This is a genomic window from Andreprevotia sp. IGB-42 (assembly GCF_009848685.1).
Taxonomy (GTDB): Bacteria; Pseudomonadota; Gammaproteobacteria; order Burkholderiales; family Chitinibacteraceae; genus Andreprevotia.
The window spans coordinates 1-12,733 of the sequence record NZ_WXTX01000012.1; the positions used below are offsets into that span (position 1 = coordinate 1).

Here is a 12,733-nt window from a genome sequence, read left to right on the forward strand (position 1 = left end):
CTATCTAACCGAACAGTATTGGGTCAGGTCTTGTATTTTGCAACGGACGAGCCATGATGTTGAAACCCCAACAAAAACCAGAGGTTCAACATTGGTCAGGCTGGGGTGAAATGCAAAAGCTAAACGCCTCTCCTTTATATAAGCACATTTGCTCGTCGAAATAATCGAGGTCATCTTCTTTGATCCTAAGCATAGCAATCTCCCTATGGCTTGAGTGTAGCGGAACAAAATTCAATCAATTGCTGCAAATTCACAAACTCAAGGTCAGGTCTGTATTTTTCATCAACCGTTCAGCCATTTTATGCGCGGCCTGGTTCATTGCAAAAAATAAGACCTGGCCCCGAAATTCATTCATTTTCCGCAGGCCTATTCAGCGTGAATATCTGAGTAAATTCCAGCTACTTGCAAATCCACTTTCGCCTTTTCCACTGTGTATTTCCGGTAATAAGGTCCCAGCCGGATGCGATCTAGCTGCCGCCATTCAAGCAGCAGCATGGCGGGCGAGAGCGCCGCCAAGCCAGGCCCAATCAGTCGCAAAGTGGCCACTTGCTTGACAGACAATGGCTTGGGCAAATGTACATCAAGGTAAAAAACCGGTTCTATCTCGACAGCCGGTATTGCATCGTTATTTTTCATATTCATCAATTACATTTTCCGTCTCACAACTAGGCGCAGGCATCAACTCCCCCGCCATCTCCCCAAACCCCGCCACCACAAAATCAAGCAGTGCACGGATACGTGGCGTGTCGCGCAGGTCGGGGTGATAGCCCACGCGTACGCTACGCGGGGGCTGGGGTGGGCCGAGGGGGATGCGGCGCAGCGTGGGTTCGCGTTCGCCCAGCAGGCACGGCAGCACAGCCATGGTGGCGCCGCTGTGGGTGGCGGCTAGGTGCGCGCGCAGGCCGTTGGCGTGCAGGGCGATGTTGGCGTGCGGGGCCATGGCGCTTAGCCAGGCTTCGTGCGGTACGTCGCCGGCGGCGCGGTCCAGCAGCACCAGTTGGTGGCCGCGCAGGCCGTCGCCCGCCTGCGGCTGGCCGTGGCGGGCCAAGTAGGCGTCGCTGGCGTAGAGCGCGTATTGCACCTCGCCCACGCGGCGCTCGATCAGGTTTTCCTGCGTGAAGGGGCCAAAGCGGAAGGCCAGGTCGGCCTCACGCCGCGCCAGGTTGTACACCTTGCCGTCGTTGATCAGCTCGATGGTCAGGCCCGGGTGCTGGGCGCCAAAGCGCGCCAGCATGGGGGCCAGCACTTCGTCGCCCAGCCAGTCCAGGCTGGTGACCACAATCTCGCCATGCAGGCCGGTATCGCGCGCGGCAATCTGCCGCTCTACCGCCAGTGCGCCCGTCTCCATCTGCGCCAGCCCAGCCAGCAACGCATCACCCAGCGCGGTCAGCCGTAGGCCGGTGGCCTCGCGCTCGAACAATTGCGCGCCCAGCCGTTGCTCCAGTGCATCCAGCCGGCGGCTGACGGTGGGCTGCGTGCTGCCCAGCGCGCGTGCCGCAGCGCTGAGCGTGCCGCTACGGGCAATCGCCAGCGCGATTTTCAGATCGTCCCAATCCAGTGCCATAGGCAGTGTTTACCCCATACCGTTTTGCAGAGCGGGCATGCCGATTCGTTGACTGCCCCTGTCAGCCTTGCTGCGTAGACTGCCAGTCAGTGCCGCAAGCCACAAGCGCGGCGAAAACAGGAGCCAGCCATGCCACAACTTGACCATCTCATCGTCCGCGTCAGCGATCCGCTGCGTTCGGCACGCTTTTACGAACAGTTGCTGGGCTTTGCCCATGAGCACAACGGCGGGCCATTCGAGATCGTGCGGGTGAACGCAGCCACCACGCTGGATTTGCTGGGCGAGCCCCCCAAAGACGCGATGCACCTGGCCTTCACGCTGGACCGTGCCAGCTTCGAGGGCGTGCGGGCACGCTTGCTGGCACGCGGCATTGCCTATGGCGGCCAACCGTTCACGCGGGATGGGCGCGTTGCGCTACAGCAGGGCGCGCACGGCTGGGCCGATTCGCTCTATTTCTATGACCTGGACCAGCACAATATCGAGGTACGCACCCATGACAACGTCTAAGAACCTGCTTGCGATCCCGGCGAGAGGAGACTCAGCGGGGCGAAGCGCAGCGCAAAAACCGGAATGTACTGCAGTACATGAGGATTTAGAGCAGCGCATGAACCCCGATCAGGCCCTCGCAGCCAGATCGCAAACAGGTTCTGAGCGCATCAGCACGCCCTCTTCCACCGTACCAATGTTTGCAGACTTGCGCGGCAAGGTGGCGGTAGTGACTGGCGGTTCGCGCGGCATTGGCGCGGCCACTTGCCTGGCGCTGGCGCGCAACGGCGTGCTGCTGGTCATCAACGGGCGTGATCCGCAGGCGCTGGCTGCCAGCGTGGCGGCGGTGCGCGCAGTGGGGGGCGAGGCGATTGCCGTCCAGGCCGATTGCACCGATCTGGCACAGGTGGAGCGGCTGCGCGATGAGGTGGAAGCACACTATGGCGTGCCGGATTTCGTACTGGCCTTTGCCGGCGGCGGCACAGGCAAGCCCGTGCCATTGCACGAGATCAGCGAGCAGGATTGGCGCTCCAGCCTGGACAACAACCTGACGGCCACTTTCTTCACGCTCAAGTGCTTTCTGCCCGGTATGCTGGCACGCGGCATGGGCAGCATCGTCACCATGGCCTCTGCCGGGGCACGCGTGGCATCGGGCGCGCCAGCCGGCTATGGCGCGGCCAAGGCCGGCATCATCATGCTCACGCGCCATCTGGCCAACGAGGTCGGCCCGGCCGGCATCCGCGTGAACTGCATCTCGCCCTCTGCCGTGCTGACCGAACGCACCCGCAACACCATGCCGCCAGAGCGGCTGGCGCAGATGCTGGCCGGTTTTCCGCTCGGCCGGCTGGGCACGCCGGATGATGTGGCGGCGGCGGCGCTGTTCTTGCTGAGCGATGCAGCGGCGTGGACGACGGGGGTGGTGCTGGATGTGGCGGGGGGGCGGGTGATGGTGTGAGGGGCATGGCATGCCGCTGTGGGTTTCAGCGCCTTCGGCGCGAGGTTTAGGGCGGGAGAGCGTCCCGCTTGCCGCCTCCCTTTTCTTGCTTCGCCAAGAAAAGGAAGCAAAAGAAGGCGCCCCTACTTCAGCGCCACTTGGCGATGCCAAGTGGTTCCCTGCGCTGCGCGCCAAGCCCGGCGGGGAGGTAACTCGCCCTACGGGCTCAGACATCCCTCCCCTTCATCCGGGCCTGGCTGTGCTGCTCGGCGCTTCAGAAGGGGATGTGCGTCTCGAGAGCCAGTGGCGATGACTATCAACGCCACTGGTCAATCTTAAATACTCGCTGCTATTTGCGGCTCTTAGTGCCGCGTACGCTCCGGGCAATCAGCACACTGTTTGGGCGCGCCGATCTTGTCCAGCGATGTAGCCAGTGCGCAAGTGGAACGGCGGCAGGCGACGAAGCGCACGTTGGCGGCCTGCGCGGCCTGGCGGTAGTTGCGCATCACGTTGTGGCCGAGGAAATCGGTGAACAGGATCACGATATCCATGCCCTTGATGCCAGATGGCTTGCGCTGGTGGGATGGATTGCGGCCGGTAACGTGGTGGCCCACCTTGATGCCGTAGCCAGCCAGCACATCGGGGATATTGCCAAGCACATCTGCGCCTACGATATACGCTTGCATCTGCAGCTTTCCGGTTTGGCCGCACTGGGCCGGTAAAGCAAGACTAGCAGCGCTTCATTATTCCTATAAATAATATATTTTCAGATTGATATAACTTATTTAACGATTCGATCTGAATGCAAGGTATCGCGGTTGGCCAACGACGGAAACCAGCGCATCCATAGCGCCACCACCGCCAGCGTGCCCACCCCGCCCAGCACCACGGCGGCCACCGGGCCGAACCAGGCGGCGGTTGCGCCCGATTCGAATTCGCCCAGCTGGTTGGATGCGCCGATGAACAAGCCATTGACCGCGCTGACGCGCCCGCGCATTTCATCCGGGGTTTCCAGCTGCACGAATGCGCCGCGTATCACCATGCTGACCATGTCCGACGCACCCAGTACCGCCAGCGCCAGCATGGACAGCCAGAACGAGTGCGACAGGCCGAATACGATAGTGGATACGCCAAACACCGCCACCGCCAAAAACATGATGTGCCCTACCCGCCGTTGTATCGGCCGGTGCGCCAGCCATACCGACATGGCAATCGCCCCCACCGCAGGTGCCGAGCGCAACAGGCCCAGCCCCCACGATCCGGTATGCAGGATATCCTTGGCAAATACCGGCAGCAGCGCCGTGGCGCCGCCCAGCAGCACCGCAAACAGATCCAGCGAGATAGCGCCGAGGATGTCCGGGCGCGAGCGGATGAAGTGGATGCCGGCCAGCAGCGACTGCAGCGCGCTGCCCTGGCGCACGTACAGCGGCTTCTGCGGTGGCAGGCGCAGCATCAGCACAGTGGCCACTACGTAAACCAGCGCGGACAGCACATAGGTTTCCACCGGGCCGACGGCGTACAGGAAGCCACCCAGCGCTGGCGCCACGATGGTGGCTGCCTGCATGGCGGAGGCCGATGCGGCAATGGCGGCCGGCAAAATGGCCGCCGGCACGATGCCCGGCAGCATGGCCTGCATGGCAGGCATCTCGAACGCGCGCGCAGTGCCGAACAGGAAGGCCACCACAAAGATCAGCTCACGCGTCACCATGTGCTGCGCGGTGGCCACTGCCAGCACCACGGCGGCAATCAGTTGCAGTACCTTGGTCAGCGCGGAGATATAGCGCCGGTCAAACCGGTCTGCCACGTGGCCGATCTGCAGGATGAACAGCACCCTCGGCAAGAACTCCGCCAGCCCCACCAGGCCCAGGTCCATCGCACTGCCGGTCAGTGTATACATCTGCCATGCAATCGCCACGCTCATTACCTGGAAAGCGCCGGCAGTAAACACGCGGGACAGCCAGAACGCCACGAACGGGCGATGATGGCGCAGCGACAAGGTATCGGCAGACATGGGCAGGCTTTGTATGAAGTTAGATAATCAAAAACGCAATCAATTCTAAAGCGTTGACCGGCATCTGGCAGCTAAAGCGTTTCCCATATGCCTTTGCGGCAGCTGCTTGCCTGCCAGCCAATGCGCGATGCATCGGGGGTGCAAACAAAAACCGGGCATGCGCCCGGTTTTTGTTTTCCACACGACACTTGGAGTCGTTAACAAAGCCCAGTGCAACGGTGCTGGCAAGGCGTGCGAAACGCAGACAGTACAAGCCGTACGGCAAGTGAGCACAACGCAGCCAGCAGGGGTTTGTTAGCGATTCTCAAGGGGCCGGGTTCTGGATGCGGGTATGAATCGCGTCGATTTCCGTCACGATCTCCTCGCCCAGCTTCACCTGCACGCTGTCGATGTTTTCCTTCAACTGATCCAGCGTGGTGGCACCGATCAGGTTGCTGGTCACGAACGGGCGGCTGTTCACATAGGCCAGTGCCAGTTGCGCCGGCGACAGGCCATGCTTGCGTGCCAGTGCCACGTAGTCGGTGACCGCTTGCGTGGCCTCCGGCTTGTTGTAGCGGCTGAAACGGTCGAACAGGGCCAGGCGCGAACCTTCCGGGCGAGCGCCGTTCAGGTACTTGCCGGTCAGTACGCCGAACGCTAGTGGCGAGTACGCCAGCAGGCCCACTTGCTCGCGGTGGCTGAATTCGGACAGGCCGATTTCATAGGTGCGGTTCAGCAGGCTGTACGGGTTCTGGATCGACGCAATGCGCGGCAGGCCCAGGTTTTCCGAATGCTTGAGGAACTGCGCCAGACCCCACGGGGTTTCGTTGGACACACCGATATGGCGAATCTTGCCAGCCTTCACCAAGTCAGCCAGTGCAGCCAGCGTTTCCTCGATGGCAACGCTTTCTTCGCCTTCGATCCACGGGTAAGCCAGACGGCCGAAGGTATTGGTGCTGCGGTCCGGCCAGTGCAGCTGGTACAGGTCGATGTAATCGGTCTGCAGGCGCTTCAGGCTGGCGTTCACGGCCTCGTTGAGGTTCTTGGCATCGTGGCGGGTTTCGCCATTGCGCAGATGGCGCGGCTGATGCGCCTGGCGCACCGGGCCGGCGGCCTTGGTGGCCAGCACGATGTCCTGGCGGCGGCCGGTCCTGGCGATCCAGGTCCCGATGTATTCTTCGGTACGGCCTTGTGTTTCCGGCTTGGGTGGCACCGGGTACATTTCGGCGGCATCCAGCAGGTTCACGCCCTGCGAGAGGGCGTAATCGATCTGTGCGTGGGCATCGGCCTCGCTGTTCTGCTCGCCCCAGGTCATGGTGCCAAGGCCGATCAGGCTGATGTCTAGGTCGGTAGTGCCGAGTTTGCGGTATTCCATGTTCTGCTGTCTCTTGCTTCGTTGGAGGGGTGGGCCGGCGTGGCGGGGGCTGAAACCGGGTCGCTGAGCAGGCCGTGGCGTTTCAGCAAGGTACGCAGCACGTTGCGGGTAATGCCCAGCAATTCGGCCGCACGTACCTGGTTGTAGCGGCTGTGCTTGTAGGCCCGCTCGACGATCAGGTTTTCCAGATCGTCGAACAATGCCTCGCCCGGCGCAGCAAACAGGCGGTCGAGCTGGCGGGCTATCGCGGCTAGCGGCGCCTCGTCGCTCGGGGCGGCAGCATGGGCCGATGGGCCCAGGCCGCCGGAAAACTTCAGGTGTTCGGGCTGGATGGTTTCGCCGCTGGATACCAGCAGCGCAAAGTGCATCACGTTTTCCAGCTCGCGGATATTGCCCGGCCACGGGTAGCGGATCAGCGCCTGGCAAGCGGCATCGGACAGCGCCGGTATCTGCACGCCCAGGCGCTGGCCATATACCCCCATGAAATACTCGGCCAGCGGCAGAATGTCGCCGGTGCGCTCGCGCAGCGGCGGCAGCCGCACCTGGGCAATGTTCAGCCGGTACAGCAGATCCAGCCGGAAATGCCCGGCGGCCACGGCCTGATCCAGATCGATGTTGGTGGCGGCCACCAAGCGCACATCCACCGGGATGGGCTTGCGTGAGCCGATGCGCACCACTTCGCGCTCTTGCAGCACGCGCAGCAGCTTCACCTGCAATGCCAGCGGCAGATCGCCGATTTCATCCAGGAACAGCGTGCCACCATGCGCGGCCTCGAACCAGCCTTCGCGCCGGCCCACTGCACCGGTAAACGCGCCGGATTCGTGGCCAAACAGTTCGCTCTCTGCCAGGTGTTCGCTGATGGCGCCGCAATTGACGGCCACGAATGGCCCCTTGCGCCCGGAAAGGTGGTGCACATGCCGTGCCACCAGCTCCTTGCCGGTGCCGGTTTCGCCGATGATCAGCACCGGTGCCTCGGACGGCGCCAGGCGCTCCAGGTATTGCAGCAGCTGGCGCGATGCCGGGTCTGCAAACACCAGCGCCTTGGCGCGTATCGACAAGGGTTGTACTTCCCCGCCTTGCAGCGAGAGCAGCGTGGGTTGTTCGGTGCTCATTTCATCCCCCTGAGGTCGCCCTGGATGCGGCGACTGAATCGAATGACAGGAAATGTAAACCTCGTTTTATATATCCACAAATAATTTTGAATAAACGCCATATAACCAAACTTTGCATAAACACACAGAATGCACGGAAAAAACCAGCAAATACCGGTTTTTGCAAAGCGCTTCAGTCGCGGCATGCATATACCTTGTATTACAAAGTACATGGTTATAGAGTGTAGTCATTCAAGCAACAGCCCACAGGGCGGAGCCAGGTGAAAACCCAACTGAAGAAAGGTGCGCTGGAGCTGTGCGTGCTGGCGGTACTGGCGCGCGGCGACAGCTACGCCTACGACATTGTCAACCAGCTATCGCGCTCGATGGCCATCAGCGAAGGCACCGTGTACCCGCTGATGCGCCGCCTGCAGGACGAGGCCTGGGTGACCACTTACCTGGTTGAATCCAGCGCCGGGCCATCGCGCAAGTACTACCAGCTCACGCCCGCCGGCCATGCCGCGCTGGCTGCCATGCAGCGCGAGTGGCGAGAATTCGTTTCCGAAATAGACAGCGTGCTCGTACCGGGCAGCGTTGCAATGGAGCATCAGCAATGAATGAGCAAAGTTATACGCACGCACTGGAACAGGCGCTGGCCGGCCTGCCCCGCGCGGTGATCGATGAAGCACTGGCCGATTGCCGCGAATACTTCCGCGAAGCGCTGGCCGAAGGCCGCAGCGAGGAAGACGTGGCCCGTGCGCTGGGTGATCCGCAGCAACTGGCGCGCGAGCTGCGGGCCAGAAGCAGCATCACGCGCTGGGAGCAGCAAAAATCCTTCGGCTCGTTATGGGGTGTGATCGCCGCCACTGCGGGCCTGGGGCTGCTCAACTTCGTGCTGGCCGTGCCTTTCCTGATTTACCTGAGCCTGCTCACCGCGGCGCTCGTGCTGTCTTTCAGCGTGGCGCTCGGCGGTTTGCTGCTGACCATGTTGTGGGCCGGCAATGCGTTGTTTGACTGGCCCGGTGATCAATACCTGCTGTCCGGCTGGCAACGGCATGCGGCGGTCAGCCAGGAAGGTGGCAACCTCGCTATCAACATTCAGGGGGACGAAGGGGAGCGGGTACTGATCAGCAATGCCAGCGGTGCCGGCAGCATCCACATCGAATCGCCCGATGGCAGCGTGCATATCGAAACCGGGCAGGATGGCAGCATGTTGCTGCTGAGCGATGGCGAACAGCAGTTCAGGTTGCAAGGGCTGATGGGGCGCCATGGCAAGCAGGTGCTGCTGGGCTTGGGCGCGGGCATGCTGATCCTTGGCTCGCTGACGCTGCTGCTATGTGCGTGGCTGGCCCGGCTGACCTTGCGCGTTGCCAGCCGTTACTTCCGCTACCAGCTCAGCCTGTTCCGCTCGGCCAGCACGGGCGTGCAGCAACAGTCGCTGGCCAGATCGTGAAGGGCCACGATCAGTGCCGGCGCACTGGCAACAGCATTTTGACGGGATTCGGCAGGCTTTGACACGTTGAATCTGCATTAATCGCGTTATGCTTGCGGGCTGACCGATCCCCCACCGCAAACATGACGCTCACTACCCAGATTGCCGCCTTCCTCGCCGCTGCCGTTGTCATGGTGCCGCTGTTCCGCCGTGGCGGGCTGGGCGCCATCCTGGGTTACCTGGCCGCCGGCATGCTGCTGGGGCCGTATGCACTGAAAGTGGTTTCCAATGTGGATGCGGTGCTGCACTTTGCCGAGCTGGGCGTGGTGCTACTGCTGTTCGTGATCGGCCTGGAGCTGCAGCCGTCGCGGCTGTGGGTGCTGCGCCGCTCGGTATTTGGCCTGGGTAGCCTGCAGGTGGGCATTACCGGCGTGGTGCTGGCGCTGGCTGGATGGGCGCTGGGGCTGAAGCCGGCTGCGGCCATCGTTACCGGCCTGGGGCTAGCGCTGTCGTCCACCGCCTTTGTGTTGCAGATGCTGGCAGAAAAAAACCAGCTGACCACCCGCCACGGGCGCGAGAGTTTTTCCATTCTGCTGTTCCAGGATCTGGCGGTGATTCCGCTGCTGGTGATCTTGCCGCTGCTGGGTAATTCGGCCGATGCAGCCATAGGCTGGCAGGACATCGCCATTGCCGCCGCTGCGGTGGTGGGCGTGGTGGTGGGTGGCCATTACCTGCTGCGGCCGGCATTGCGGCTGGTGGCCAAAAGCGGCAGCAATGAAGCGTTTACCGCCGCCGCATTGCTGCTGGTATTGGGTACCGCGCTATTGATGGAATCTGCCGGGCTGTCGATGTCGCTGGGGGCTTTCCTGGCCGGTGTGCTGCTGGCCGATTCCGAATACCGGCACGAGCTGGAAGCGGATATCGAGCCCTTCAAGGGCTTGCTGCTGGGGCTGTTCTTCATTGCGGTAGGCATGTCGGCCAATCTGGCGTTGCTGGCGGCAGAGCCGCTGCTGCTGATCGGGCTGACGCTGGCGCTGATGGCGGCCAAGTTCTGCGTGCTGTATTTCATCGGCCGCATTACCGGCGCCGGCGACCATAGCGCCCGCCACCTGGGTGTCGCACTGGCGCAGGGCGGTGAATTTGCCTTCGTGCTGTTCAACCTGGCCACCCAGCAGCAGATGATGGATGGCCGCCAGGCCGACATGCTGGTGATGGTGGTCACCCTGTCGATGGCGGCCACACCGCTGGTGGCACTGGCGCACGAGCGCTGGATTGCCCCGCGCCTGGCCGCACGCCCGCAGCGCGAATTCGATGAAATCACCCCGCACGAAGCCAGCCGCGTGATCGTGGCGGGCTTCGGCCGCTTTGGCCAGATCGTGGCGCGTTTGCTGCGCATGCGCAAAATCCGCTTCACCGCGCTGGAGATCAGCCCCGATCAGGTGGACTTCGTCCGCAAGTTCGGCAACAAGGTGTTTTACGGCGATGCATCGCGGCTGGATCTGCTGCGCGCCGCCGGAGCGGACAAGGCCGAGATCTTCGTGCTGGCCATCGATGACATCGAGGCCTCGGTGAAGACCGCCGAGATGGTGCGGGAGCACTTTCCCGAGCTGCCGGTGTACGCACGGGCACGCAACCGCTTCCATGCCTACCGGCTGATGGATCTGGGCATCACCGTGATCCACCGCGAAACCCTGCTGTCGAGCGTGGCACTGGGCCGTGAAGTGCTGGAGCGGCTGGGCACCCCGGCTGAGGATGCAGAAAAAACCGCTGCAAAATTCCTGCTGCAGGATGAACAGCTATTGACACGCCAGCATGCGACCTATCATGAAGAAACACAGCTGATCCAGACTACGCGCGATGCCATGAAAGAACTGGAAGGCATCTTCGAAGCGGATTCCGGCAGTGTGGAGCGCGCCTGACCGCAATCAGCCCGGCATGCGGCAACCCGACCCGAATCGATGAACAACAGTGGCCATACCCAGGATAAACCACGGTGATTGCCCCTTCCCTCCCGGCCAACGAAGCAGCGCGCATCGCGCTGCTGCACCGGCTCGATATCCTCGATACGCCTGCCGAGGATGACTTCGACCGCATCACGCGCTTGGCCGCACGCATCCTGGGCATGCCGGTGGCGCTGATCACGCTGGTCGATACCGACCGGCAATGGTTCAAATCGCGTTACGGGCTGGATGTGAGCGAAACCGCGCGCGAGCTGTCGTTCTGCGCGCACGCCATCAATGGCGAGGGCGCCATGGTGGTCAACGATGCGCATGCCGATGCACGCTTTGTCGATAACCCGCTGGTTACCGGCCAGCCGCACGTGCGCTTCTACGCCGGGCAACCGCTGAAATCACGCGACGGGCTGGCGCTGGGCACGCTGTGCGTGATCGACCAGCAACCGCGCCAGCTCGACGCCGCAGACCTGCAGGCACTGCAGGACCTGGGCCACGTGGCCGAGCAGGCGCTGCAGGCGCGCGAGCTGGTGAAGCTGTCGCGCAAGCTGCACGTGGATACCCAGCAGGCACTGAACCAGCAGGAAGCGCTATACCGCGAAACCTTCGAGCAGGCGCCGATGGGTATTGCGCACATTACGCCGGATGGCCAGTGGCTGACTGCCAACTCCTACCTGATCGACCTGCTGGGCTACCGGCGCGATACGCTGTTCAAATGCTCGCTCAGTGATCTGGTCGATGCAGCGGACTGGAAAAAACTCAGCGCACAGACCAGCCGGCTGATTTCCGGCTACATCACGGATTTCCAGCAGGAAGTGCGCTTTCACCGCGGGCATCGCGAGCACTTCTGGGGCAATCTCACGGTGGCGCTGCACCGCAACGAACAGGGCGTGGCCGAGCATTTCATCCTGATCGTGGAGAACATCGAGCTGCGCAAGGCGGCCACCGCTGCGCTGGAAACCATGCAGCGCAGCCTGGAACAGCGCGTGATCGAGCGCACCGCCGAGCTGGTGGACGCGCGGCATGAGCTGATCACCATCATCGATCACCTGCCCATCCTGATTGCGTATATCGACCGCCAGCGCAAATACCGCTTCGTCAATGCGCTGTATGGCGAATGGCTGGATCTCGATCACAAGGCGCTGATCGGCAAGGAGGCCTACCGGCTGCTAAGCCAGCCGGACCGCGAGCAGCTGCAACCCTATATCGACAAGGTGATGCAGGGCATGACGGTGAAGTTCAACCTCACCCAGCGCTTTCACGGGCTGGTGCGCGATGTGCGCTACACCATGGTGCCGGATGAAGACGCCAGCCACCATGTGCGCGGCTACTACCAGATGGTGCAGGACATCAGCCAGATCAACCAGTTGATGGCGCAACTGCGTGACCAGGCGTTTGCCGATACGCTCACCGGCCTGCCCAACCGCCGCGCCATGCTGGAAGAACTGAAAGGCGCCATCCTGCGCCAGAAGCGCCACAAGCGCCCGCTGGCGGCGCTGTTCCTCGACCTGGATGGCTTCAAGAGCGTCAACGACAGCCTGGGTCACGATGCGGGCGACGAACTCCTGAAGCAGTTTGCCGGCCGGCTCAAGGCCTGCGTGCGCGAGATGGACAGCGTGGCGCGGCTGGGCGGCGACGAATTCACCATCCTGCTGCAGGGACTGACCGATGCGCCGCAGGATGCCGCGCAGGTTGCCGGCAAGATTATCGCTGCCATGGCCGACCCCTTCCCGCTGGAGGGGCAGCACGTCACCATTTCCACCAGCATCGGCATTGCCATCCGGCACGCAGAAGACAGCAGCGACGGCGATGCGCTGCTGGGCCAGGCGGATGAGGCCATGTATCGTGCCAAGCGCGGCGGCAAGAACCGCTACGTAATGAGCTGAACGCCGGCTGCCACAGCAGGCAA

Annotated in this window: 12 protein-coding genes; 6 read left to right on the forward strand and 6 right to left on the reverse strand. The window is 62.5% G+C overall.

Annotation, left to right across the window (positions count from 1 at the left end):
- Nucleotides 1-366: 366 nt before the first annotated feature.
- Both IGB42_RS16785 and IGB42_RS16790 read right to left on the reverse strand, forming a co-directional pair.
- Nucleotides 367-642, reverse strand: a complete 276-nt coding sequence (locus IGB42_RS16785) for a hypothetical protein (protein ID WP_159673793.1) — start codon at nucleotides 640-642, stop codon at nucleotides 367-369.
- A complete protein-coding gene (locus IGB42_RS16790; protein ID WP_159673796.1) occupies nucleotides 626-1,564 on the reverse strand; it encodes a LysR family transcriptional regulator in 939 nt (312 codons plus the stop codon). Before IGB42_RS16790 ends, IGB42_RS16785 begins: the two co-directional genes overlap by 17 nt.
- Nucleotides 1,565-1,693: 129 nt before the next feature.
- Between IGB42_RS16790 and IGB42_RS16795 the strand changes: the two genes are divergently transcribed.
- Nucleotides 1,694-2,071 (forward strand): VOC family protein, encoded by a 378-nt coding sequence (locus IGB42_RS16795; protein ID WP_159673798.1) that lies wholly within the window; start codon nucleotides 1,694-1,696, stop codon nucleotides 2,069-2,071.
- A 97-nt stretch (nucleotides 2,072-2,168) separates the two neighbouring features.
- Nucleotides 2,169-3,005: an SDR family NAD(P)-dependent oxidoreductase gene (locus IGB42_RS16800; RefSeq protein ID WP_201799983.1), complete on the forward strand. Its 837-nt coding sequence runs from the start codon at nucleotides 2,169-2,171 to the stop codon at nucleotides 3,003-3,005.
- 341 nt (nucleotides 3,006-3,346) lie between these two features.
- Here IGB42_RS16800 and IGB42_RS16805 read toward each other — a convergent pair whose 3' ends face one another.
- From IGB42_RS16805 to IGB42_RS16820, 4 genes are all read right to left on the reverse strand, one after another.
- The gene (locus tag IGB42_RS16805; RefSeq protein ID WP_159673800.1) at nucleotides 3,347-3,670 is read right to left on the reverse strand and encodes a DUF2325 domain-containing protein; all 324 of its coding nucleotides are present in this window, start codon (nucleotides 3,668-3,670) and stop codon (nucleotides 3,347-3,349) included.
- 95 nt (nucleotides 3,671-3,765) lie between these two features.
- Nucleotides 3,766-4,995, reverse strand: a complete 1,230-nt coding sequence (locus tag IGB42_RS16810; RefSeq protein WP_159673802.1) for an MFS transporter — start codon at nucleotides 4,993-4,995, stop codon at nucleotides 3,766-3,768.
- 304 nt (nucleotides 4,996-5,299) lie between these two features.
- A complete protein-coding gene (locus tag IGB42_RS16815; protein ID WP_159673804.1) occupies nucleotides 5,300-6,349 on the reverse strand; it encodes an NADP(H)-dependent aldo-keto reductase in 1,050 nt (349 codons plus the stop codon).
- Nucleotides 6,316-7,461 carry a sigma-54-dependent Fis family transcriptional regulator gene (locus IGB42_RS16820; protein WP_159673806.1) on the reverse strand — a complete coding sequence of 382 codons (1,146 nt, stop codon included), beginning with the start codon at nucleotides 7,459-7,461 and terminating at the stop codon, nucleotides 6,316-6,318. Before IGB42_RS16820 ends, IGB42_RS16815 begins: the two co-directional genes overlap by 34 nt.
- Before the next feature lie 260 nt (nucleotides 7,462-7,721).
- On the opposite strand from IGB42_RS16820, the gene IGB42_RS16825 reads away from it, so the two are divergent.
- The 4 genes from IGB42_RS16825 to IGB42_RS16840 all read left to right on the forward strand — a co-directional run bounded on the left by IGB42_RS16825 (nucleotide 7,722) and on the right by IGB42_RS16840 (nucleotide 12,710).
- A complete protein-coding gene (locus IGB42_RS16825; RefSeq protein ID WP_159673808.1) occupies nucleotides 7,722-8,057 on the forward strand; it encodes a PadR family transcriptional regulator in 336 nt (111 codons plus the stop codon).
- On the forward strand, nucleotides 8,054-8,893 hold the full coding sequence (locus tag IGB42_RS16830) for a DUF1700 domain-containing protein (RefSeq protein ID WP_159673810.1): 840 nt from the start codon (nucleotides 8,054-8,056) through the stop codon (nucleotides 8,891-8,893). Before IGB42_RS16825 ends, IGB42_RS16830 begins: the two co-directional genes overlap by 4 nt.
- Before the next feature lie 122 nt (nucleotides 8,894-9,015).
- Nucleotides 9,016-10,791 (forward strand): monovalent cation:proton antiporter-2 (CPA2) family protein, encoded by a 1,776-nt coding sequence (locus tag IGB42_RS16835; RefSeq protein ID WP_159673812.1) that lies wholly within the window; start codon nucleotides 9,016-9,018, stop codon nucleotides 10,789-10,791.
- A 74-nt stretch (nucleotides 10,792-10,865) separates the two neighbouring features.
- Nucleotides 10,866-12,710, forward strand: coding sequence for a diguanylate cyclase domain-containing protein (locus IGB42_RS16840; protein WP_159673814.1), 1,845 nt, complete (start codon nucleotides 10,866-10,868; stop codon nucleotides 12,708-12,710).
- Nucleotides 12,711-12,733 lie beyond the last annotated feature (23 nt).